Source organism: Vibrio sp. DW001, from assembly GCF_029016285.1.
GTDB lineage: Bacteria > Pseudomonadota > Gammaproteobacteria > Enterobacterales > Vibrionaceae > Vibrio.
This window is the reverse complement of sequence record NZ_CP091975.1, coordinates 1,080,833-1,102,890: the sequence shown is the minus strand read 5'-3', so window position 1 is coordinate 1,102,890 and position 22,058 is coordinate 1,080,833. Positions and strand designations below refer to the sequence as shown.

Genomic DNA, 22,058 nt, shown 5'->3' with positions numbered 1-22,058 from the left:
CCTATATCAAGCTAAGTAAATTTGCGACCAATATTAATGCCAGTCCACAGATCGTTATTCGTAATATAATTCTATTGCTCTTATATAACGGTTTCCAGCGTACTGTTGAACATGAAACCGAATTTTTTCGACAGTATCAATATTGGAAATAGTCTTACCAGAGGTGTTCATACCAACGGAGCCATCATTCCCTACTATCTCATATGATGTAGCGTCATCTTTATATTCCCATATGATTTTTTGTAGATTTAGCTGGAACTCAACAGCGTCGAAACCAGATCGTCGAACATAACCTTGGATTTTGTTCAGTTTTGTTAGATTGATATGGGCACTCACAAAATTACCATTCGTCCCACCAGCCAATAATGCACCGCCTTCATAGACGCCATCGAGAATGGTATTCATATGCAGGTCAATTCCACCATTTGATAGCTCGGCAGCCAGTATCTCTACGCTACATTGCACCGTTTTACTGTATTCGATTTCACTTGGACACGGTCCTAAACCGTTATTGCTAGTACCAATAAGTCCGCTTTTATATTGATTGATGACGGTGATCACCATTACTTTTGACTGGCTATTTCCATCGATATCGGTGGCTTTTGCCGTAATGTCATAGGCATTGTTTTTGTCACTGTCTAGTGGATTTTCGTAATCCATTGCCGCCATACTGACCACACCAGTTGAGCTATTAATATCGACATTTTTCGAATCGTCACCGCTCACTGACCAGATAATAGTGCCAAAGCCACCACTGAGTGATGGCGTGGTTGATGTAAACGCAATACCTTCATTCACTGAACCATTCACGACATCCATTATCAACTCTGGTTTGTCTATAATCGAAATATCTTTGGTTGTGATGAGCTTGTTGGTGTGATTGACCGTTTTAATGGTCGCCACTCCCTCTGAATCCCCTTCTGCTTGGTCGCCAATCAAGGTCACATAAGCATCACCGGCAATCATAGACCATGTTAACGGTTTATTATAAGGGTACTTAAGCCCCAGAGAGGTTTCGAAAGATGCGGTGAGTGTGGAGGTAACATTGATGTAAACGCGCTCATTATCTATCGACAGACTGACTGGCGTCATATCAACACAAGACACATAACCCAGTGCGTTTTGGACGCTAGTTTGTATGCCTAACGCCGGAATGCTGAAGGTATTGAAAATGTACATGTGAGTATTATCACCTGAAACACTTTGCGTAAAATACGCTTTTCCAATTGGCCACTGTTTATTGGTATCACCCCACAGTTTATTTGACGTCTCTTGTTCTACAAAGGCGTCCATCTCCTGCACACTGGGCAGGCGTCCTCCTTTTGATTTGCAAATCGCATCAGCGATATCATACGTCACGAGCGCCATGACAAAACCTTCCGGTCCAGTGGCTTTCGTTTCCTTATAACTCCCCGTATACGCAAAACCTGAATACTGTGCCTCAACAAAGGAAATAGGCGGCAAGAATAAGGTTTTATCTACTGAGATAGGTGAAAACATATTGTTAACATTTATCTTTACGAAACCTGTGGTATAACCACCATGATGGTCGGTAATCGTCACAGAGACATAATAAACACCCGCAAGGTTAACCTTAAAATCAAATTTTGTTGGGCTAGAAGGATCAGAAGCGGCGCTACTCAAGGTAATGTTAAATCCTCTGTAGCCGATAATTTGAAGTGACTGTCCGCTGTCAGGATCTGAGACATAAGGCGCAACATCAATAGTGCCAGTCAATTCACTCTTTTCAAGATTGATACTCATCGTGCCGCTATACTCAAAATCAGTAAACACAGGATGAACATTCGCCGTCTGTGTCGAGGTCGTGATATCAATAACACCCAAAGAAACCGCTCCATCAGATGCAGAGAGGGAATAGATCAATCGCGTGACGCCCGTGTTGCCGCCAAAAAATGTAATGGTGTTATCCGTTGTATCGACACGGGCGACGCCAGTACCGAGTACCGTCACGGCCTCATTTAGCTCGGCACCTGATGGAAAATCAGATCCAAGATCATCTTCAATATCTATCACGAGTTCACTCGTACCCGCGACAACGGAAAGAATAGGGAGAAGGTTTGAACTCGTCACCGCAGCGCCTTCAGGTTGAACGACAATATAGGCATGTGCCGATGCTTTTGTGTCTATTGTATCTGAATATGTTGATGATCGGCTAAGCGAAGACATTGAAGCATTGACTGAGTACTCATAAACACATACGCCACTAACGCGTGTGTTGAATTGTATTTCATCATCGGTAAAACTGACGTCGTTACAATGAAGGCTATCGCTACCCACCACTTTAACATCATGTATTTCTACCGAGCCACCATCTGAACGAAATACACGCTGTTCAATAGGAATAGACACCTCATAATCTTGTAAAAGTTCAACAAAAATATCTTCGGCATAGATTTGCGGACTTGGTGAGGTAACCGTCAATCCACCTTCCAAGTTGGAACTTTGATCACCACTGTCTGACCCACCGTTACAACCAACGAGCAACGCTAAGCCTCCATATAGGCATACCAATGGTAACCACCTACATCGACTTAGTATGAATCTATTTACCCGCATATATTTCCCAATTAACCGACTAAAATCAGCCTAGTATCTTAGTTAATCGCTTTGTTTTAGCCATAGCATTGGATGAGCACAAGAATAATAAAAATGCTAACTTCATACTTTCAGATGTGGGTAACATGTTCCAGGGGAGAATGAAGAAGGGAGGCAGTATTGTAGAAACCGTTAAGTGCCTTTGCTATTGAGAAGTAAAGACACATTAAAATCAATCAACCTTATCAGCCATACCGATAATTGATGACTCAATACACCGTATAGTCTAGAACAACGATATCTTGGATTATCTTCTTAAAATGGACCTTGAGGGCATCGTGCTCTCGATGAGTCAAATAAATATTGCGAGCACTTTCGTCCGTAAACGTCATTACGATCGCTAAGTCGTAGGCCTTATTTTTTCCTTCTGGGCTATTATTCATTCCCCACTCTACGGCTTCAATTCCTGCAATCTTAGTCGGAATATCGATAAAAGCCTGCTCTGCTACCTCAATTTCTTTGGTCGTGGCTTCTGGTTTCATTTCCACCAACATTATATGACGAATCATTTTTCTCTCATTCCCTTATATCTTTCGCTCTTCTCTGGCTGAAGACATTGTTTTAATTAGGCTTCAAGCATAATGTCTAATTGCCATAATTCAAGTTCTTCACCTTCTTCGTCGATTATCAATTCTTTATATGAAAAACCATTTTTTCGAACGACACTTAACGACGCTTTGTTGTCTGAGGAAATCAATGCAACAACCGTTTTAACTAAGCCAGAGTCAAATGCGATTTGGGACAACTGTTGCACGGCAAAAGTAGCAGCCCCCAACCCTCTTGCGTCAGGAGCTACATTGTAGCCAATCTCGATTCGGGTGTTCTTAGGCACACCTTTAAATCCACAACATCCAATTATGTGTGATGCTTTCTGCATGAAATAAGGCAATGCCCAAAGCTCCTCTGCTGCGTTGTGACAAAGATAAAGAGAGCGATTCAAAACATGAATAGGAGGGACTGAACCTTCAACAAATATCACGTCTCTAGAGTTTGTAGCATGTTGGGATAACGATTCAATTTGAAATCTATTCAATTGGATAAGTTTCATCATATTCTAACTGGTCTTGTTATGTTCTAGGGTACTTTATTATTTTTTCGTGTGTGTTCTGGATGTACTGGGTAGTATAGCGGCCAATAGAATTCCGATGAAAGCGCCTATAGCGATTCCGACACCATGATTATCAAACAGAAATTCACCAAATATAACGCCTAATCCAGCGCCAAGTGTCATACCCAAACCCATTTTATTATTCTTGGTCATACCCCCTCCGTTTTGTGCTTCAACACCGAGTGAAATCGTAACGTTTAGTCATCATTTATAAACTATATCCATGAGTAAAAGTATCTTTCATCCAACGTTTTAATCTCCGTTACCAAGATTGAAGTACACACTAAAACGCTCGTTTATAGTCAAAATACCAACAATAAAAACCCTACGTTAACTTTATTTCTTTCACCAAGAAATCAATAAAAACACGGACTCTTGGACTTAGTGATTGTTCAGAATAAAACACGGCATTAATCGGTATATTTTCAATCACCCAGAGATGCTCTAAAACAGGCTCTAGCAAACCCGACTCCAACTCTTGATGAACGGTGAAGTTGGATAGGCATGCAATACCCAACCCGTTCACAGCCATCTGCTTGAGCGTCTCTCCACTATTGCTACTCATCTGTGGGTTAATAGCCAATCTATTACCAGTATCATCCATTAATGGCCAAGTATTAAGAGACTTATGTTTGGCGAATCCTAAACATTGGAACTTAGATAATTGTGTGCTGCAATCAGGATAACCAAATTGCTTTAGGTAACTGGGGCTTGCATACAACCCGCGCTGAGTGGACCCTAATTTTCGAGCCTTTAACGTTGAATCACTAAGCGACCCTACTCTGATGGCGACATCCACCCTTCTTTCGATTAAATCTGTAATGGAATCATTACTGACAAGCGTCACCTCAATATCAGGGTAGAGGCGAGCGAATTCTGATAACAACGGAACTATCGCATTCAAAGCGAATGATGATGCGGCATCGACAGTTAGAGCCCCCTGCGGTTGCTTATGCTTCTGTGAAAAATGATGATCTATTGCAACAATTTCTTCAGAGATACGTCTTGCCCTATCCATAAGCCACGCACCTTCACCCGTTAAAGTGACACTTCGTGTCGTCCGATTAAACAAGGTGGTTTCCAATTCTGATTCCAGCTTTTTGATGCTCCGACTTACAACCGAACTTGCCGTTTCCAACCTCTCTGCTGCTAAATTAAAACTGTTGGACTCTGCCACAGCTACAAACGCTTCCAATTCACTGAGCTTAAGTTTCATCTCGCTCTCCTCATTAATGCTTTTTTGCTAATAGTTATTTAGCAAAATGTACATTTATGTCAACAATAAAGTTCTCTATATTTAATACGAACACACATTTACCATAATTGAATTAGGAATTTTACATGTCTCGAGTCAATATCTACGCGACCCAACCTGAAGCTTACAATGCGATGTTTACCATAGAAGGCTATATAAAAAAATGTAACCTCTCACCCATTCTTGAAGAACTAATCCGAGTTCGAACTTCTCAGATCAACGGCTGTGCATACTGCATTCAAATGCACTCTAAAGCCGCGTTGGAGAAAGGCGAAACTCAAGAACGATTGTTCTCACTTCCAGCATGGAATGAATCACCATTATTCACCTCAGAAGAACGAGCAGTACTTGCGTTAACTGAAGAAATCACACACATCTCTAATTACGGTGTCAGCGATACCACATATAAGCAACTAACTGAGTACTTTGAACAAGTACAAATTGCTCAACTTATAATGTTGGTATCCATCATGAATACATGGAATCGCATATCTGTGGCGACTCAAGTTCAGTAACCTTGACGCCCAGCAGGACCTCTAGCATTTCCTTAAGCCAGTCTCATTACATGAGCTGGCCTTATACTTAACGCATCTCAGCTTTGCTGCTTGGTGTATATCCTTAAGCATTCATTTAGGCAGGTTCATTCTTTGTCGAAGCTATCGACAACGATTGCTCCCATGGAGGCGGGCATTGTGATGACGATGATTCGTTTTATTGCGACTATCGGCTCGACTAACAATGGCAATTTATTTAGGCAAAAAAGAACAAGAGCAACCACCATCGCAGTTATCAGATATGCAATAAAGATACGCAAAATGAAAACGAACGGTCTTGTTTTTATATTTCTTTGAAACACGCTTTCGTAGGTAAATAACCCCAGAAAAACGACTGAAAGGGTAAAAAGCATGAGTAAATTAGCCGTTGGAAGTGTCTCACCTAACCTCCATGCCTCCTCGGAAAATGATATTGGTACTGCTAGCGCAAATGCACCCACAAATATTTGACTCGCATCCTCAAAATTAAAACTCAACTTCATACCAAACCCTTATGGTTCTGATTGCAATGGATCATTAATCTATCGCCTGTTAATGATGGCACTTTGAACGCTTCAATATCTCGTGTTCCATTAAAATAGTTTGAACTGGTTGCTGACACAAATCGCTTAGGCGAGGTGAGAATTATACCAACGTTTAATTGGCTCAGGTATTCCAAACACACGTAGATTACCCGCTAACACCAAAGTGACACCAAGTGCCGATAGCCATGTCCATTCATAGCTTTCGAATAATGTAGATAATGATAGTGCAACGAGAGGGAATAGAACCGTGCAATAAGCGGCCTTCGCGGCACCGATCCTCCCCACCAAAGCTAGGTAAGTATTAAACCCAATGACTGACCCAATGATGGCAAGGTAAACCAGTGCCGAAAGATACATTGGTGTCATAGTAATACCCAGAGGTAATCCGAATATTAGAGCGATAACAAATAAATAAACTGAACCATAGCCCATAGCCCATGCGGTAGTTGGCAGCAGTGGCATCTTCTTTTTTTGAGCTCGAGCAGAAACCATATTACCTACTGAAAACAAACACGTCCCTAAAAAGCTAAGAAGTAAACCTAACAAAATTGTCCAGTCCATCTCAGTACCTAAAAATTGAGATACAAAAAGAAGAACAACGCCAATAAACCCCATCAATGCACGTTGTAAAAACGGACCAGATGGACGATGTTTTTCCAAAACCCAGAGATTAAGAGCATTCAAAATGGGCGCGAGTGAAAACACAACAGCATTCAACCCACTAGGCAGATATTGTGTTGCAGCATAAAAACAAAGAAAGTTGTTTGAAAATAGACATAGACCCAGTAACGCCGCGGTTTTATGGTTTTCTATAGACAGTTTTGGTAATGCATTACGAAAAATCAAAATGGCGAATAAAACAATTGAAGCAAGACCAAACCTCCAACCCACAGACACAACAACAGGTGTATCACCAAGTTGATACGAAATAGCCAGCCACGTCGACCCCCATATAAAGACCGTTATAGTGTATAAAATACTGTTCATCGTCTTACTAACCTTAGTTAAATTATTATCGTACCGTTTCATAGTATCGATCTGAAGTTAGGTGTGCGTTTAGATTCCTGTTATTTTTATAGATTCTTGCGGTTTTCTTTTTTCATCTGTTTTTATAGACAGCCCCAACCTGTATATTAAATTGCAGATTGGTTAAGGAGTATTGATGTACAAAGGATTGCCTTTAAGGCCAAAAAGCAAACAAGTCTTCAACGTGTTGACAAACAATACGGCTACTCTGCATAAGGAATTATGGCAGGACAACGGTATGGGTTCTGCTATTTGGAGTAATAGCCATGGCAGAGCGAGCTATGACAAGCCTGAACACCATACATTGAGCTACTATTTGGAAGGCGGTCAAAATACCCAACGAATTATGAGTTCAGGTAACGCATTTGGAGGTGCGAATAAGTTGTGTTTAATGCCGAAAGGTCACCGGTCAAGCTGGTTGTTTTCAGACCCTTTTCGTTTTTTTCATTTCTATTTTGAACAAGATCATCTGCGTAATTTTTCTGAACAGGTATTTGATAAAGAAGGTCGTCATATAGAATTAAAAGAACTTACCTATGTTGATGACCCATTTACTAATCAGCTGATCAGAGACTCCATACTAAAACTTAATTGGGAGAGCTCAACAGATAAACTGATGGTGTCTCATTTACAACAAGTATTGCTGCTTCATCTCGTTCGTCAGCATTGCCACCAACCAATAAAAACACCACTCAGTGCCAGTGGTTTATCGCCTATAAATCAACAACGAGCAATAGATTTTATTGAAGAAAATGTGTCCCACTCTTTCACATTAAATGAACTGGCCAAACTCACTCATTTAAGTGATTTTCACTTCGCTAGAATGTTCAAAATAAGCTTTGGATGTTCCCCACATCAATATGTTCTATCTCGCCGTATTGTGTTGTCTAAACAATTACTTTCTCGTCAGACGATGTCTTTAATCGATGTCGCATTCGCATGTGGTTTTTCATCACAGCAACACCTATCCCAGCAATTCAAATTACGCGTTGGAATAACTCCCGCCGCGTTTCGGCGAGAGCAATGTAAATAAGTCAGAAATACTTCACGCTAAGGCGTACTCAATGATATATACCATCACCTGTAGCTTCATCCATCGCACCACTACACTAACTCACCAAATCTCTCAAAAAGAAAATCCAAAAATAGTCGGATCCGTTTGGGTTGATATTTTTTACTAACGTACACAACATGCAAGTCTGCACTTGACGCCAAAGTAGATGCATTGAAGTTCGTCATATACTCATCGAGTACGACAACAAGACGTTGATTGTTAATATCATCTTGCACATCTAATAATGATTTAAGTGCTATCCCCGCACCATCTAACGCCCATTGTCTAATGATTTCACCATCATCTGAAAATCTCTTCGCAACGACTGTCATTGATTCCTTTACGTTTTTCTTCCGGAAGTGCCATGTCTTCAATTCCTCTCCATTGCGAACCATAGCTAGACAGTCATGACCCGTCAGATCTTGTGGTTTTATGGGGGTTCCATGTTTAGCGAGATAGGCTGGTGATGCGCACAGTACACGCTGGTTTGACGATAGCCTTCTTGATATGAGACTACTATCTTCAAGCTCACCATAGCGAATCACGATATCGATACTAGATTCTGCAATATTTGAAATATGATCACTCAAATATAGGTATGGCACGACATCCGGATATTGTTGCGAGAATTCGGACAATATCTTCAAGATATATTGCTTTCCAATATCCTTTGGCGCAACTATCTTTAATGGTCCTTTAACATCATTAACGCCGTTTTGTATAAGATTCTCTACATCGCCTACACTATCGAGTATTTCTAGGCACGCCTTATAATAAAGCACTCCCTCCTCCGTTAACGACAAATGCCTTGTGCTCCGATTAAGAAATTTTACACCATACCGTTCTTCGAGCGCTTGAAGTCTTGCCGTCATTGTAGCTGGAGAAAGACCAAGATCTCGTCCAGCAACCGCTAACCCTTGATACTTAACGATACTCACGAACATTTCCATATCAGAAAATTTATCCACCTTCACCTCCCCCATTATTCGGTTAGACCGAATTATAATTTCACATTTTACTCAATTATCAAAATGAAGCGAATGATTATAATGAGAATAATTAAGCAAGTAACAGCACAAATTGTGAATTTATAAGAAACAATTTGTATTTAATAATTCAATAAAAGAGAACGACATGAGCAAATTATTCCAGAACACAACCCTAAAGAGCTTGGACCTACAAAACTGTGTCGTGATGGCTCCGATGACGCGGGCACGATCTAGTCAACCGGGGAATGTTCCAAATGAAATGATGGCCACATATTACGAACAACGTGCTACCGCAGGGTTGATCATTTCTGAAGCAACTCAAATTTCAGACGACTCACAAGGGTACTCATTTACACCTGGTGTATATACTGATGACCAAGTAAATGGTTGGCAACGAGTAACAAAAGCGGCACAAAAACAAGGAGCGGCAATGTTCTGTCAGCTATGGCATGTAGGCCGTGTTTCTCACCCAACATTTCAAAAAGGAGAACGACCTATTGCGCCGTCTGCCTTAGCGCCAGTAGAGACGAAGGTTTGGATTTCCGATATCGAAGGCAACGGCAATATGGTTGAATGTATCCAACCACGTGAGATGAATAAAGCAGATATAGATCGAGTAATTAAAGACTTTGCCTACTCTGCACAACGTGCTGTGGAAGCCGGTTTCAATGGCGTTGAGATTCATGGTGGTAATGGCTATCTGATCGACCAATTCCTTCGCACAAACTCAAACAAACGCACGGACAATTATGGCGGCACCCGAACGAATCGAATTCGATTTATTCTGGACGTTGTTGACGCTGTAATTGATGCAATTGGCGCAGACAAAGTCGGTGTTCGACTTGCACCATTCATTACATTTAAGGATATGGATTGTCCAGACATCGTGCCTACCATCTTAGAGGTGTCAAAAGAGCTACAAGCACGTGATATTGCTTACCTGCATTTATCAGAAGCTGATTGGGACGATGCACCCGTCATTCCTGAAAGCTTCCGCATAGAATTGCGGGAAAACTTTATTAACACCATTATTGTTGCTGGTAGTTATACACAAGAACGCGCAAATGAAATGCTGGATAAAGGTTACGCTGATCTTATTGCCTTCGGTCGTCCTTTCGTTTCGAATCCAGATCTAGTCTCGCGCTTAAAGAATAACGATAAACTCGCAGAGCTAAATGCAGCGACACTGTTTGGTGGTAACGAAGTGGGCTACATTGATTATCCAACTTTGGGTGAACATCAATAAATTCTGTTACACCTCACGAGATTAATGCTAAGAGGCGAATGGAAACTGACGTGTTCGATAATCGAAGTTATCAATCTAATCTCAGACTGAAGGCCTAAGTCGGTTCGACTACCTCTCTATTTAAGTGTATCTTCAAGCAAAATCGATACATTAAGGTAGAGACAATGAGTGGGACTAAACGCGCCAATATACATCCAGGGTTAGAAGTGCAGATTGTACTTAAAAAAGATCAACGTAGCGGTACACTGACCTCCGGGGTTGTGAAGGATCTCTTAACCAAATCACCAAACCACTCTCACGGCATTAAAGTTCGTTTAGAAAGTGGGGATGTCGGTCGAGTAAAAGTCATATTAAATGCAGCAAAATTAGAAACTTAATCCATAATTAACTGACGCCGCGACACCCAAATCAACCACACGTTGATTTGGGTTAATCTATGATTATTTCAGAGGGTCTTCTTCAGGTAACGCGTTATGCATCCATAATGCTATTCGCTTTTTAATATTTTGCCCATCTAATTTGTCGGCAGGGAGAGGCGTAATCTGGCGCACTTTAACTAAGAACAAGTAAAGCGCTTTAATTTTAATTGATTGTGATGCACTTGGGCTAGTGAGTTCGTATCCCTGCATTTCGGCAATCTTACTACCAACTTCCAGAGCTTTTTTGAGTAGTTTATCTTCGTTTTTTATCTTAGTTATTTTCGACATATGGTTCCCATCGTTCACACCAAATCGTTCAGTTAGTATATATCAAACAAGGTATACAACTTCCCGAGCTTGAATACTCTCTAATGTATAATGAAAAGTACCACCTTTTTCGTATTCAAACCAATCACCATTGACGACATCTGCCCCAACATCACGTTTATATGAGATGTAAAAAAAACGGTGAAGGGCTCTTCAGGTAGTCGTGTTAATAAAAATGCAGTGAACTCAAGGTATCCTCTGGATTTCATTTGATTATATCTATAGCGAAACACGGTCAATTCGACTATCAGTATTACATGCTAATTTGTAGATATTACTTTATTGCTTTCTATTGATAGCGACGACGTTTTCAAGAGAATCATTGCTCTCAATAACTTGCTCTAAAGGTTTTGGTTTTGAAAAATAGTACCCTTGGAGAAAATTGCAACCCATATCAAATAATGCATCCGCCTGCTCACGCGTTTCGACACCTTCTGCAACCACCAAGATATCAAGAGTTCGGGCCATTTTAATTATCGCTTCAATAAAGGTTCTATCTTGATGATTAAACTCTATATCGTCCACAAATGCCTTATCAATTTTTAGAATATCAACCGGAAAATGCTTTAGATAACTCAAACTCGAGTAGCCTGTACCAAAATCGTCTATCGCGATTAAAATACCAAACTTTTTTAAACGACTTAACACTTTCAAACTTTCGTCGGGGTTTAGCATCAAACTTGTTTCTGTAATTTCAAAGATAAATTTATCTGGTTTCACACCCTCTTCGCGCATGATACTAATTGTGTTTTCAACAAAGTTAGGTTTGGATAGTTGAACGGCACTAATATTGAGAGATAGCTTTCCAAAAACACCAGACAACAAAGACATAGATTGGCACGCCTGCCGCAGCAGCATATAACCCATATCAACAATGATTTGGGTCTCTTCTGCAATCGGGATAAACTTGTCAGGAGGAGTTATGACACCGTCTGATGAGATCCAGCGGCACAACCCTTCAGCATAAACGACGCGTTGATTACCTGCTTCAACAATTGGTTGATAGAAAAACACAATCTCTTTATGCTCTACCGCATATCTAAGTTTTTGCTCTAAATGTAATCGCTCATTTAGCTCTACTTCCATTTTCCGGGAATAAAGACTGAACGCGTTACGTCCAAGATTTTTGGCTCGATACATTGCAACATCAGCTCTACGGAGCAACGTTTCAGGATCTTTCGCATCTCGTGGGCACGATGATACACCCACGCTCCCCGTTATTATAAACTCACGGCCCCTTACTATTATAGGGGTCGCTATGCTCACCAAAAATTCAGTACACCATTTTGATAGTTGAACCAAATTAAAATCACCCTCCAAAATAATGACAAATTCGTCGCCACCTATTCGTGAAACGGTATCGGTTTCTCTTGTGACTGATTTGATTCTTTTAGCAATGCATTTTAATACATCGTCACCAAAGCTATGTCCTAAGGAGTCGTTGATAGTCTTAAAGTTATCTAAATCCAAAAACAGCAGAGAAAAGCCAATTTTGTGTCTGTTGTAATTCGCACATGCTATGGTCAACCGATCCATTAATAACACTCGGTTTGGTAAATCTGTGAGCATATCGTGTTGCGCGAGATAGGACATTCTTTCAGATATTGCCCGTGTTTCGGTGACATCTTGGAAGACCATTACCGCACCACGAACATTCCCTTGTTTATCAATTATCGGTGAAACGGAATCCTGAATTAGAAATTTGTCTCCAGTCGTGCTTTTCAAATAGGCCGTCTCAGGGATCCCCATACGACAATTGTTTTCGATCGCTAACTCCGCTGGATTGTATAAAGACTTACCAGAGCTGTCGGCATATAGATGAACCACATCTTCAAACGGTTTACCTTTTGCATCAGCAAACTTCACTCCAGTTAGCAACTCAGCAACCGGATTCAGATACGTAATATATCCATGTTCGTCTGTCGCTATCATGCCATCGCCCATGGACTGAAGTGTAATTTCTAGTAACTCGTTTTCTTCATACAACTGTTTCGTTAGAATTTTCTCCTTAGACACGTCATATAAAACCGCATAAGACCGACTCTCAGATTCATCTTTAATGAGTATTGCGGATAATTCGATATCTAATGTTTTATTGTCAGATCTAACGAACTCATAATTAATCTTATCAATTCGTCCTGTTTTGAAAAACCGTGGCAGGGTCTCATTGATGGCTATCTCCGCAGAAGCTCGAGTCAAAAAATCACTGGATTTTTTACCAATGACTTCGTCCCTTCTATAACCAAATAACTCCAACCATTTATCACTGACGGCAACAATTACACCTTCATTATTAATTGAGTGCATTGCTGCGGGCGTTTTTTCATACAACTGTGTTGCTTTAAACGAGACACTTTCCAATGTTCTATTGTCGATTCTTGCTTTTCTCAATGTAATTGAGTAAAGCAATGAACAGAGAATAATCATCAGAAGATAACCATAAAGATAAACCAGATCATTGCTTTTTGAATACGGAAACTGTTCGAAATAGATCAAGACGGGTATGAGTAAACTCAGATTAAATATGGTAAATGAGAGCCTGAAAAATGACTTGGACGCGACAAGGATAAGTAAAATAAGCACAATGACAAATGGCTCAGTCGAGTATCTACTCGCGGCGTATGTCACAATAATTGAAATAGCGAAATATAATAAAGAAGTTGGTGTCAAAGATAACTCAAGTATCTTTTTCCTATCAAAAGCCATTAGGCACAATGATATGGGTAGAATGCTCACACTTCCTAACATACTACTTATTGTCCAATGAAACCAAAGGGAAGGAATACTAACTTGCCCCATTAAGAAAAAAACAAAAGAACTGACTATTGCACCTATTGTTGGCGGAATAAAACACACGTAAATTAGAACTTTTAAGAATTCATGCCTCGATTCAAGTACCTTACTGATATCACAATGATACTTACATAAATAAGCAACTAACATAACTTCTATTATGTTAGAAGGAAGGTAGGCCATCGTCTGAATAAAGCTAAAAGAATGAGGTAAATTCGCGGACAAATTTGCTAGAACTAAAGTAATCGAAAGTGAGCCCCAATGCTTAACAGGTTGTGTCGTCAATAAAAGGCCATAAACGACATTTGGGTACCAAATCAATGCAATAGAATGGCTATCTCTCGTTAATAATATTGAAAGGCTCGCTAAGAAATAGTAAAGAACAAAAGCGAATACGTGCCATTTAATTCTATCTTTAAGATTATCCATTCGAACCCCTAACAATATATTCAAAAAGTAGCCATTGATGTCCTTTTTATACTTTAAACATACTTATCGCATCACTTAGGCGATTCGCCATGACTTGTAGGGAATCGGCTGTTCTCACGTTCTCTTGAACATCGTCAGCTGTGCTTGCCGCTAAGTCATTAACATTCACGACATTTTCATTGATCTCTGCTGCAACACTCGACTGTTCTTCTGCTGCCGTTGCAATTTGATTGTTCATGTCTTGAATAGTACGTATCTCACGTTCAATCAATACAAGGGCACTACTCGCTTCATCCGATTTGCTTAGTGTTAGTTCTGCACTTCTCGAGTTCTCACTCATTAAGCTCACGGATTGAGAAGCTTGCTCTTGAAGAACCTGTATCATCGATTGTATTTCATTGGTACTTTCTTGTGTTTTTGTTGCCAGAGTACGAACTTCATCAGCAACAACGGCAAAGCCTCTGCCATGCTCACCCGCTCTCGCAGCCTCAATAGCAGCATTCAAAGCCAATAGGTTTGTTTGATCGGCTATCCCTCGAATAACATCCAATATCCCGCCAACATTTTTTGTTTCATTTTGCACGTTCGTAATCGCAGAATGGACGCGACTAATATCACTAACCAACTGATTTATATCTTTATTCATTTCACTTACCACGTGCAAGCCTCTCCCTGACTTGTCGCTTGCGTCATTCGATGAGTTTGATGCTTCAACCGCGTTTTGAGCCACTTCAGAAACGGTTGCCGTCATTTCATTCATCGCTGTTGCTACCTGCTCTAATTGCATCATCTGAGATTTTGAAGCGTTATCTACTTTAGTCGATGAACTCCCTAACTGACTCGATAGATCAAGTAGTTGGTTAGAGGATTGATTAATATCAAAAATAATTTCTTTAAAATTATTTGCCATTACTAGTGTAGAACGATAGACACCCACACTATTATCATCTAATTGAGGAACGTTGGTTAAATCACCATTAGCAATAATATTTACTAGTGCTTCTATCTCTTTTGGTTCCCCTCCAATAGGTTTCTTTATTATTCTAGGCATGACAACTGAGATAATAACGCCTAAAGCAACCGCTATTAAGGCAACGACTATAATAATAGTCAATCCAGTTTCAGTATCGCTTTGAACTTTGGGCCCTAATGTATCTTGATCTTTTTTAACCGATAGCTTTACTTTCTCAATTTCCTGGGCAACGCGAGGCCCTATTGTATTTAAGGTGTTTTCAATATAGTTATTTCTTTGTGTTATAACCGATTCTATATTATTAAATGCGGCCACATACAAAGCATGTCCTTTATTAATATTTTCTAATAACTCTATTCTAGTTTTATTATTTAATCGTTTATTCAGTTCTTCTAAAAATAAAGGCATTTTTTCCGATAACTCATTCTTTGCTCTTTCTGCATCTTCAGAATTGTTGGAAACCAAAAATTTATTCACATATAGGCGAGCAAGCAATAAGTGCTCTTGCAATTGTGCCGCTAGAAATGCAGCTTCGTTATCCTTGTCCTCATATGCCGATACAATAATACTTGATAACGCCTCTCGCATTTCCAAGCCATTAGGATCAAGATCTTCTTCAACTATCTGATTTCTTTGACTGAAAAGGTTACGGACCTGTTCAAATCCTTCCTCATAGTCCTTAATCTCAGAAACTATGTTACTCACAGCGACCGCTCTTTCTGGCTGTTGAATTTCCTTTTTAGCCTCATCTAAGAATTCTTTCATCTTGTTACGACGTTCATTGTATTGCGTAACAGACTCATCAGACTGAGTATTAATATAGCTAAGAACTGATAATCTCATGGTCAACATGTTCGCTTGAACGCGTCCCACAAGGTTTGTATCTCTTGCTAATCCTCGATACTCAACAAAGCCATCATGTGCCCTATTGAATCCCACGTATGATGCTATAGATATAACTGATAATAACAGCAATATAAGCCCAAAAGAGACATACAGCTGAGTATTAAGCTTCAACTTACTTATCATAAAAACCCTTTTAATATTGTTGATATTGAAATTTACAATTATTTAACTATTTTAACCTTTGATTAAAGATTAAACCAAAAATATAAAAAATAACACATCAAACCCTAAATATATTCTCGAACGATTTCTAATTCCCTTAACCCATCCCCCTTAGTTAAGTAGGTTTGTGAGCAATATGGCACCTTTACTTCTTCTGACAATCGAACCAATATTCAATACAAATATGAATGTGGTTTTATTTGATAATCAAAGTGTCGGTTCATGAGTTGGTTGCAATAAAATCAATAACTTACAGTATCACATGATGACATTTTGAATGGATGACAACGATACCGGGATTGGAGTGATGGTACAATTACAGAAGAAGATAAGTCATGTTATGAGGGGGGATTCCATAGAGTTAACCGAACCTGATCTATATGTGATGTATTCAATATATTTAGAGGTCTGATCAGAAGGTATCTTCGATCTAAGGGGTTACAAACGTCACTCTCGAGTTCAAACCAGCGCAATATGAATGAGGAGCCATAGGCTCCTCTTAAGCTTTCTTTACGTTATTATCCGTTCTTAGGGGGGCTAAATGCCATCAAACTAGGTGCTTTGCCTTTATACTTCTCAATACGAACAATAGAAGAATTGGCAGCACAACCATTCGCTAAACGTGATGTTGGGATATCACGAGTAAGCACGTTTGGCCCACCGTTGCGACATAAACCATTTTCATCAAGATCGGGCCATGCACCTTCATGAACGCAAACGGTACCCTGCTTGATACCGTCGGTAACTAACGCGCCAACGAGAATCTGGCCACGATCGTTAAACGCTCTTACCAAGTCACCATTCTTAATGCCACGGACTCTAGCATCTTCTATATTAATGGAAATTGGTTCGCGGTTCGCAATAGCATACTGGTCGCGAAGTTTCGCATAGTTAAACTGGCTATGCAGACGATCAGCTGAATGAGACGTTATCATTGTCAGTTCATCTATCTTCGCGTTTCCAGCGTACTCATCTGGCACCATCCATGTAGCATGGGGAGGGCAATCTTTTAATCCAAATCCTTCAATAGTCTTAGAGTAAATTTCTATTTTTCCAGAAGGAGTGCCTAGGGCATTCATGATTGGGTCTTTACGGAAACCTGCATGACGAACGAATTTTTCATTCTTCTTATTAGGCTTCATTTCAATAAGTTGATTCTTATCCCAAAATTGATTGAACTTGGGCATGCGAACTCGAGCACGTTTGGCCCCTTTCGCCGCTTCATCGTAGAAGTACTTCAGCCAATCCATCTCTTCCTTGCCTTCGGTAAAGACTTCACGGCCTTCTCCTGGCATTAGAAGCTCTGACATACCAGCGAATACTTCAAAGTCACTGCGAGATTCAAATTGAGGCTCAACAACTTTTGGCATTGGTACAATGTGTGCTTTCGAATAGTCACCAGTCATCGTCATATCATTTCTTTCAAATGATGTCGTGATCGGGAATACAACATCCGCATGTTTCGCGGCAGCCGTCCAATAAATTTCTGAGACGACAGAAAGCTCAAGTGTTTGCCATGCTTTGATTAGACGATTTGTATCTTGATGGTGCGTAAAGTTACCGCCACCTGTCCACCAAACGAGTTTAAGCTCTGGGAATGTCAGCTCATGGCCGTTGTGCATGTATTTTTTGCCTGGATTTTCCAGCGCTTCGACAATTCGAGCTACGGGTAGTGCGTTCACGGCCTCTTTTGAAGCTGAACGAGCACCTGACTTTCCTGTTTTACCAACCGTTGCACCCATTGCTGGGAGCACACCGCCATCGCGAGTTGGGTTGCCACCATTAGAGTAATGATAAGAAAGACCAAAACCACCACCTGGAAGACCAATCTGTCCCAGCATTGCAGCAAGAGTCGCTAACATCCAATGGCGTTGTTCACCGTTTTGCTGGCGCTGCATCGACCAGCCAGACATTAACATCGTGCGATTACCGCTGAAAATATCCGCTAGCGTTTCCATTTGCTTCGCAGGAACACCACAAATTGCCTCCGCCCATGCAGGAGTCTTAGGTATTCCATCAGATTTACCGAGTAAATACTCTTCAAACTTGCCATACCCAACAGTATATTTATCCAAGAATTTCTTGTCGTGCTTCTTCTTGTCAACAAGAGAGTAAGCAACACCAAGCATCATCGCGGTATCAGTAAAAGGATGGGGTGCAATCCATTGAGCGGCGTCACCGAAAAAATCGATGGTTTCAGAGCGCATTGGATCTATGCAAATAACTGTTTTTCCTGATTTTTTTAACTGATGAAAGAATTCAATACCTGAGTTTTCATTCGAGGTCCAAGCAATCTTAAGTGTGTTCATTGGGTTCATTCCCCACATGACCACAACATCACTGCTTTCCATTACAACAGGGTGTGTAGTCTGTTGTTCGTACACCTCGATAGAACCCATTACGTGTGGCATGATTACTTGGGACGCCCCCGTTGAATAATCACCTAGGTGACTTGTATAACCACCAGCAAGAGACATATAACGACGAAGGAGTTCACGACCTTTATGTAATACGCCTGACGAGCGCCAACCATATGCACCTGCAAATACTGTCTCATCGCCATATTCACCACGAATACGCATATGCTGGTCATGAACAAGCTTCATTGCTTTGTCCCATGAAACACGAACATACTCATCTTTCCCGCGAGGCAGAGCAGGATTTTCAGGGTTTTCTAGGTAGCTTTTACGCACCATCGGGTACTTAATACGTGCCTTTGTGTGCACTTGGTCCGGACCGGTTAACTGAAGACTATTGGGTACTGTTTTTGGTAATGCACCTTCTGTAGCAACTAGCTTGCCATCTTTAACCATGGCATATAAAGGCCCCATTCGAGATGCAGTCAGTACCCCTTTTCCGTTCACTTTTGCTTCAGCAGATAATGGAACAAGTGATGTAAACGCACATGCACCAGCAACAACACCTGTACTTTTTAGAAAGCTACGACGCGTAAATTCAGTCATAGTAATATCCTCTTTTTTTTAGATTCCTATTCCCTGAAAATCCAATCTCATACAACTGGAAATTTGTCAGGCAAACAGATTCCTTTATTGCATTTAATGGCCCGAACCAGCGATATCTTTCGCATGGTTTTGGAAGTATTTAGTGAGTATTTCTAGATCGAGTTCAGAGATATCGGTACGCTCACCCATACCTTTCGCTACCGGGCCCCAAGCATTAACTGTAAAGTGACCAGGAGGAATTTTTGCATGACATGCAGAACAATAAACGTTGTCTAACTCTTCTGCATAAGCCCACATTGGTTCAAATGAAGGTAGTACTGGTGCATCAATAGTGATAACTAACTCAGCTTGACGCCATTCGTTATCATATTCGTCCACTTTATATTCACCAACATCAAGAGCGGCTTGTCCTTTCTCGGAAAGGGTGGCAATAATCGAGCGCTTCCCTTCACCCATGTAAATAACCTGTTCAGCGCCTTTCATTTGGTAACCGGATAACTTGACTTCTCGGTTATTACCGCTTGTTTTGATCACCTCAATCTGAACCGCTGGATTGATACGACCAAACTCACCTATATCGGCACCATTGATGGTCACAACATTTTTAACGATGTCCTTAGTCTCTTCTGCAAGAGAGAACAGGTTGTCGAAAGCTTCTGAATCGAGTTCTAGCACTGGTGGGAAGTGAGCGACACCTTTATGGCACTCGATGCAGGTTTGGTTGTTTTCTTGACCATAAGCATGCATTTTCACGGCTTCTTCAGATTGCTCATAAGTGTCCATAGCGTCAAACTCATGGCAAGAACGGCATGTCGCAGAATCATTTGCTTTCATCTGATCCCAAACCGTTTGTGCCATCGACATACGATGTTCTTCGTATTTCTCTTCGGTATCTATTTTTCCGGTTACAAATTCATGATAGATATCTTTCGATGCACGGATCTTGGTGATCAGGTAATCAACTGTATCTTGTGGGATATGGCAGTCAGAACATTCAGCCCTTATACCTTTGGGGTTACTATAATGAATGGAACTCTGATATTCCTCATAGGGGATTTTCATGGTGTGGCAGGACAGGCAAAATTCGGTATCAGAGGTAGCATGCATTACCACTTGTGTACCACCTAAAGTAACCCAACCAATCGCTAGGCCAATCAACAAAACTACTATCGTCTTTTTCATCTTCATCACATATCGTACGTCATACTGGATATAATACGTTATGACGGACAAAAAAAGCAAGATATCGAAGGTTCTAATTCATAGTGTGATTGAATTTATGCTAACAACGTCAAATTTATTATGGATGTTGAATATTCAGTTCAATCCAATTACTTCACCTTGCTCCGCATTTATTATGCGCACTCAAATACCTTGTTTATCATCAAACAATTCTTTTTGTTTATCTTTAGCTTTAATCATATGGCAACGGACGACAACGACTCCACACACGATTGCACCTGTATAGCCGCAATACGTCATTATATAGTTCAGTAGAGTCTGGTACGGTATGAATAGAGCAATTAAATAGGCACTCGTACCAGCGATAACACAAACTAACTTATATTTAAGGCTCTTTTCATCTTTTATAAACATCGAGACACAAGTCCAGATGATAGGGCAAAGTGTGCTGTAAACAGCGACAAGAATAATGATAGCGAAAAGCCCACCGACTGTTCCGAAAATATTATTAGCAAGTAGCAGGTTAGGAATAGGAGCCAAAGAAGCGGCCTTAATATTACCTATATGATTGAGGCCCATTACTATATTGACGAAAGGAAGCGCGAACGCAGAAATGCCAAGAATGAATTTGGTGTATCTGAAGTCGTAATCACGTAACTCAGCGCCCATTCGACCTACCATGGCAGAAACGAGCAAAAGACAGACTCCACCGTAAGATAAACCGGACAAAAGAACATTAGCGCCAGCACGTGTAACCTGAACTTCCCCATTATTTATTGCCGCATTTCCTGCCGCGATAAATGGATAGTAGTGGAAAGAAGAAATAAGGCCGATAAGTAATGTAAACCCCATGATGATGGGACCAATCTTTCCAATAATATCGATTATTTTGTTTAATCCGGCAGCGGCCGTACCAACGGAGATAATAACAGCGATGGCGCTGCCGATTGCGATAGGCATCCCCCATTGTTGGTGTAATACGTTACCAAAACCGGAGACCATAAAAACATAGGCACAGGCGTTAAATGTCCATGAAAAAGATTCAAACAACTTACCCACGATAGGACCAGCATAAAGCCTGAAAATACCAGATACATCATTAATACCACGAGTCCGACCAGCATATGCATATGCAGTATAAGCCAGATACATCATAGCGAACGTGATAAGCCCAATCAGTAAGGTAGCCCAGACAGAACCCCATCCTGCAAAGAATTGTACGGTCTCTTGACCAGTCGCAAAGCCCGCACCAATCAAGTAGGCAAGTAAAGCACCAATTAAGTTGGACAACTTGCTAAAACTCATCTTTTGATTACCCATAATACTGCTCCAAAAAACTATCAAGAAATAGTTCTATCGGGCACTTTTACCATCGCCCAAGTACGATTTGTTATTGAAGATTCACACATGCCATATGTTCACTATAGTGGCCACATGTCCGTAATAGTGTTATTTAGTTAATTATCAATGTCAAATGGGAGGATGATTAATGAGACAGCTGCAGTGGAGTTTGAGCAGACCTAAGATGACTA

Annotated in this window: 18 protein-coding genes; 4 read left to right on the top strand and 14 right to left on the bottom strand. The window is 40.6% G+C overall.

Annotated elements, in window-relative coordinates:
• Positions 1-54: 54 nt before the first annotated feature.
• The 5 genes from L3V77_RS05325 to L3V77_RS05305 all read right to left on the bottom strand — a co-directional run bounded on the left by L3V77_RS05325 (position 55) and on the right by L3V77_RS05305 (position 4,940).
• The gene (locus tag L3V77_RS05325; RefSeq protein ID WP_275136068.1) at positions 55-2,532 is read right to left on the bottom strand and encodes a cadherin repeat domain-containing protein; all 2,478 of its coding nucleotides are present in this window, start codon (positions 2,530-2,532) and stop codon (positions 55-57) included.
• Positions 2,533-2,825: 293 nt separating this feature from the next.
• Positions 2,826-3,125, bottom strand: coding sequence for a Dabb family protein (locus tag L3V77_RS05320; protein ID WP_275136067.1), 300 nt, complete (start codon positions 3,123-3,125; stop codon positions 2,826-2,828).
• Between the two features lie 56 nt (positions 3,126-3,181).
• Complete coding sequence (locus tag L3V77_RS05315) at positions 3,182-3,667, bottom strand: GNAT family N-acetyltransferase (RefSeq protein ID WP_275136066.1); 486 nt, start codon at positions 3,665-3,667, stop codon at positions 3,182-3,184.
• 36 nt (positions 3,668-3,703) lie between these two features.
• The gene (locus tag L3V77_RS05310) at positions 3,704-3,877 is read right to left on the bottom strand and encodes a hypothetical protein (RefSeq protein WP_275136065.1); all 174 of its coding nucleotides are present in this window, start codon (positions 3,875-3,877) and stop codon (positions 3,704-3,706) included.
• A gap of 172 nt (positions 3,878-4,049) precedes the next feature.
• Positions 4,050-4,940 carry a LysR family transcriptional regulator gene (locus L3V77_RS05305; RefSeq protein ID WP_275136064.1) on the bottom strand — a complete coding sequence of 297 codons (891 nt, stop codon included), beginning with the start codon at positions 4,938-4,940 and terminating at the stop codon, positions 4,050-4,052.
• Positions 4,941-5,065: 125 nt separating this feature from the next.
• On the opposite strand from L3V77_RS05305, the gene L3V77_RS05300 reads away from it, so the two are divergent.
• Positions 5,066-5,494, top strand: coding sequence for a carboxymuconolactone decarboxylase family protein (locus tag L3V77_RS05300; RefSeq protein ID WP_275136063.1), 429 nt, complete (start codon positions 5,066-5,068; stop codon positions 5,492-5,494).
• Between the two features lie 125 nt (positions 5,495-5,619).
• Here the strand turns inward: L3V77_RS05300 and L3V77_RS05295 are convergent, their stop codons facing one another.
• Together L3V77_RS05295 and L3V77_RS05290 are read right to left on the bottom strand one after the other, a co-directional pair.
• Positions 5,620-6,015, bottom strand: coding sequence for a DUF2391 family protein (locus tag L3V77_RS05295; protein ID WP_275136062.1), 396 nt, complete (start codon positions 6,013-6,015; stop codon positions 5,620-5,622).
• A gap of 126 nt (positions 6,016-6,141) precedes the next feature.
• Positions 6,142-7,044 carry an EamA family transporter gene (locus tag L3V77_RS05290; RefSeq protein ID WP_275136061.1) on the bottom strand — a complete coding sequence of 301 codons (903 nt, stop codon included), beginning with the start codon at positions 7,042-7,044 and terminating at the stop codon, positions 6,142-6,144.
• Between the two features lie 175 nt (positions 7,045-7,219).
• Between L3V77_RS05290 and L3V77_RS05285 the strand changes: the two genes are divergently transcribed.
• Positions 7,220-8,116 (top strand): AraC family transcriptional regulator, encoded by an 897-nt coding sequence (locus L3V77_RS05285; RefSeq protein WP_275136060.1) that lies wholly within the window; start codon positions 7,220-7,222, stop codon positions 8,114-8,116.
• A gap of 71 nt (positions 8,117-8,187) precedes the next feature.
• Here the strand turns inward: L3V77_RS05285 and L3V77_RS05280 are convergent, their stop codons facing one another.
• Positions 8,188-9,105, bottom strand: a complete 918-nt coding sequence (locus L3V77_RS05280; protein ID WP_275136059.1) for a LysR family transcriptional regulator — start codon at positions 9,103-9,105, stop codon at positions 8,188-8,190.
• Between the two features lie 166 nt (positions 9,106-9,271).
• Here L3V77_RS05280 and L3V77_RS05275 point away from each other — a divergent pair, with 166 nt between their 5' ends.
• Together L3V77_RS05275 and L3V77_RS05270 are read left to right on the top strand one after the other, a co-directional pair.
• On the top strand, positions 9,272-10,372 hold the full coding sequence (locus L3V77_RS05275) for an alkene reductase (RefSeq protein WP_275136058.1): 1,101 nt from the start codon (positions 9,272-9,274) through the stop codon (positions 10,370-10,372).
• Between the two features lie 164 nt (positions 10,373-10,536).
• Positions 10,537-10,749: a YwbE family protein gene (locus tag L3V77_RS05270; RefSeq protein WP_275136057.1), complete on the top strand. Its 213-nt coding sequence runs from the start codon at positions 10,537-10,539 to the stop codon at positions 10,747-10,749.
• A gap of 63 nt (positions 10,750-10,812) precedes the next feature.
• Here the strand turns inward: L3V77_RS05270 and L3V77_RS05265 are convergent, their stop codons facing one another.
• The 6 genes from L3V77_RS05265 to L3V77_RS05240 form a co-directional block, all read right to left on the bottom strand.
• Positions 10,813-11,079 (bottom strand): DUF5062 family protein, encoded by a 267-nt coding sequence (locus L3V77_RS05265; protein ID WP_275136056.1) that lies wholly within the window; start codon positions 11,077-11,079, stop codon positions 10,813-10,815.
• Between the two features lie 318 nt (positions 11,080-11,397).
• Entirely contained in the window at positions 11,398-14,340 is a 2,943-nt protein-coding gene (locus L3V77_RS05260) for an EAL domain-containing protein (RefSeq protein WP_275136055.1), read from the bottom strand.
• 46 nt (positions 14,341-14,386) lie between these two features.
• Positions 14,387-16,342, bottom strand: coding sequence for a methyl-accepting chemotaxis protein (locus tag L3V77_RS05255; RefSeq protein WP_275136054.1), 1,956 nt, complete (start codon positions 16,340-16,342; stop codon positions 14,387-14,389).
• Between the two features lie 557 nt (positions 16,343-16,899).
• Positions 16,900-19,344 (bottom strand): molybdopterin guanine dinucleotide-containing S/N-oxide reductase, encoded by a 2,445-nt coding sequence (locus tag L3V77_RS05250; protein WP_275136053.1) that lies wholly within the window; start codon positions 19,342-19,344, stop codon positions 16,900-16,902.
• Positions 19,345-19,437: 93 nt separating this feature from the next.
• Entirely contained in the window at positions 19,438-20,532 is a 1,095-nt protein-coding gene (locus tag L3V77_RS05245) for a NapC/NirT family cytochrome c (protein ID WP_275136052.1), read from the bottom strand.
• A 177-nt stretch (positions 20,533-20,709) separates the two neighbouring features.
• Complete coding sequence (locus tag L3V77_RS05240; RefSeq protein WP_275136051.1) at positions 20,710-21,846, bottom strand: hypothetical protein; 1,137 nt, start codon at positions 21,844-21,846, stop codon at positions 20,710-20,712.
• Between the last annotated feature and the right edge of the window lie 212 nt (positions 21,847-22,058).

What these genes read in the sequence shown, in the direction of transcription:
- L3V77_RS05320 (WP_275136067.1), bottom strand. Translation starts at nt 3,125, where the DNA reads ATGATTCGTCATATAATGTTGGTGGAAATGAAACCAGAAGCCACGACC.
- L3V77_RS05315 (WP_275136066.1), bottom strand. Translation starts at nt 3,667, where the DNA reads ATGATGAAACTTATCCAATTGAATAGATTTCAAATTGAATCGTTATCC.
- L3V77_RS05310 (WP_275136065.1), bottom strand. Translation starts at nt 3,877, where the DNA reads ATGACCAAGAATAATAAAATGGGTTTGGGTATGACACTTGGCGCTGGA.
- L3V77_RS05305 (WP_275136064.1), bottom strand. Translation starts at nt 4,940, where the DNA reads ATGAAACTTAAGCTCAGTGAATTGGAAGCGTTTGTAGCTGTGGCAGAG.
- L3V77_RS05300 (WP_275136063.1), top strand. Translation starts at nt 5,066, where the DNA reads ATGTCTCGAGTCAATATCTACGCGACCCAACCTGAAGCTTACAATGCG.
- L3V77_RS05295 (WP_275136062.1), bottom strand. Translation starts at nt 6,015, where the DNA reads ATGAAGTTGAGTTTTAATTTTGAGGATGCGAGTCAAATATTTGTGGGT.
- L3V77_RS05290 (WP_275136061.1), bottom strand. Translation starts at nt 7,044, where the DNA reads ATGAACAGTATTTTATACACTATAACGGTCTTTATATGGGGGTCGACG.
- L3V77_RS05285 (WP_275136060.1), top strand. Translation starts at nt 7,220, where the DNA reads ATGTACAAAGGATTGCCTTTAAGGCCAAAAAGCAAACAAGTCTTCAAC.
- L3V77_RS05275 (WP_275136058.1), top strand. Translation starts at nt 9,272, where the DNA reads ATGAGCAAATTATTCCAGAACACAACCCTAAAGAGCTTGGACCTACAA.
- L3V77_RS05270 (WP_275136057.1), top strand. Translation starts at nt 10,537, where the DNA reads ATGAGTGGGACTAAACGCGCCAATATACATCCAGGGTTAGAAGTGCAG.
- L3V77_RS05265 (WP_275136056.1), bottom strand. Translation starts at nt 11,079, where the DNA reads ATGTCGAAAATAACTAAGATAAAAAACGAAGATAAACTACTCAAAAAA.
- L3V77_RS05260 (WP_275136055.1), bottom strand. Translation starts at nt 14,340, where the DNA reads ATGGATAATCTTAAAGATAGAATTAAATGGCACGTATTCGCTTTTGTT.
- L3V77_RS05255 (WP_275136054.1), bottom strand. Translation starts at nt 16,342, where the DNA reads ATGATAAGTAAGTTGAAGCTTAATACTCAGCTGTATGTCTCTTTTGGG.
- L3V77_RS05250 (WP_275136053.1), bottom strand. Translation starts at nt 19,344, where the DNA reads ATGACTGAATTTACGCGTCGTAGCTTTCTAAAAAGTACAGGTGTTGTT.
- L3V77_RS05245 (WP_275136052.1), bottom strand. Translation starts at nt 20,532, where the DNA reads ATGAAGATGAAAAAGACGATAGTAGTTTTGTTGATTGGCCTAGCGATT.
- L3V77_RS05240 (WP_275136051.1), bottom strand. Translation starts at nt 21,846, where the DNA reads ATGGGTAATCAAAAGATGAGTTTTAGCAAGTTGTCCAACTTAATTGGT.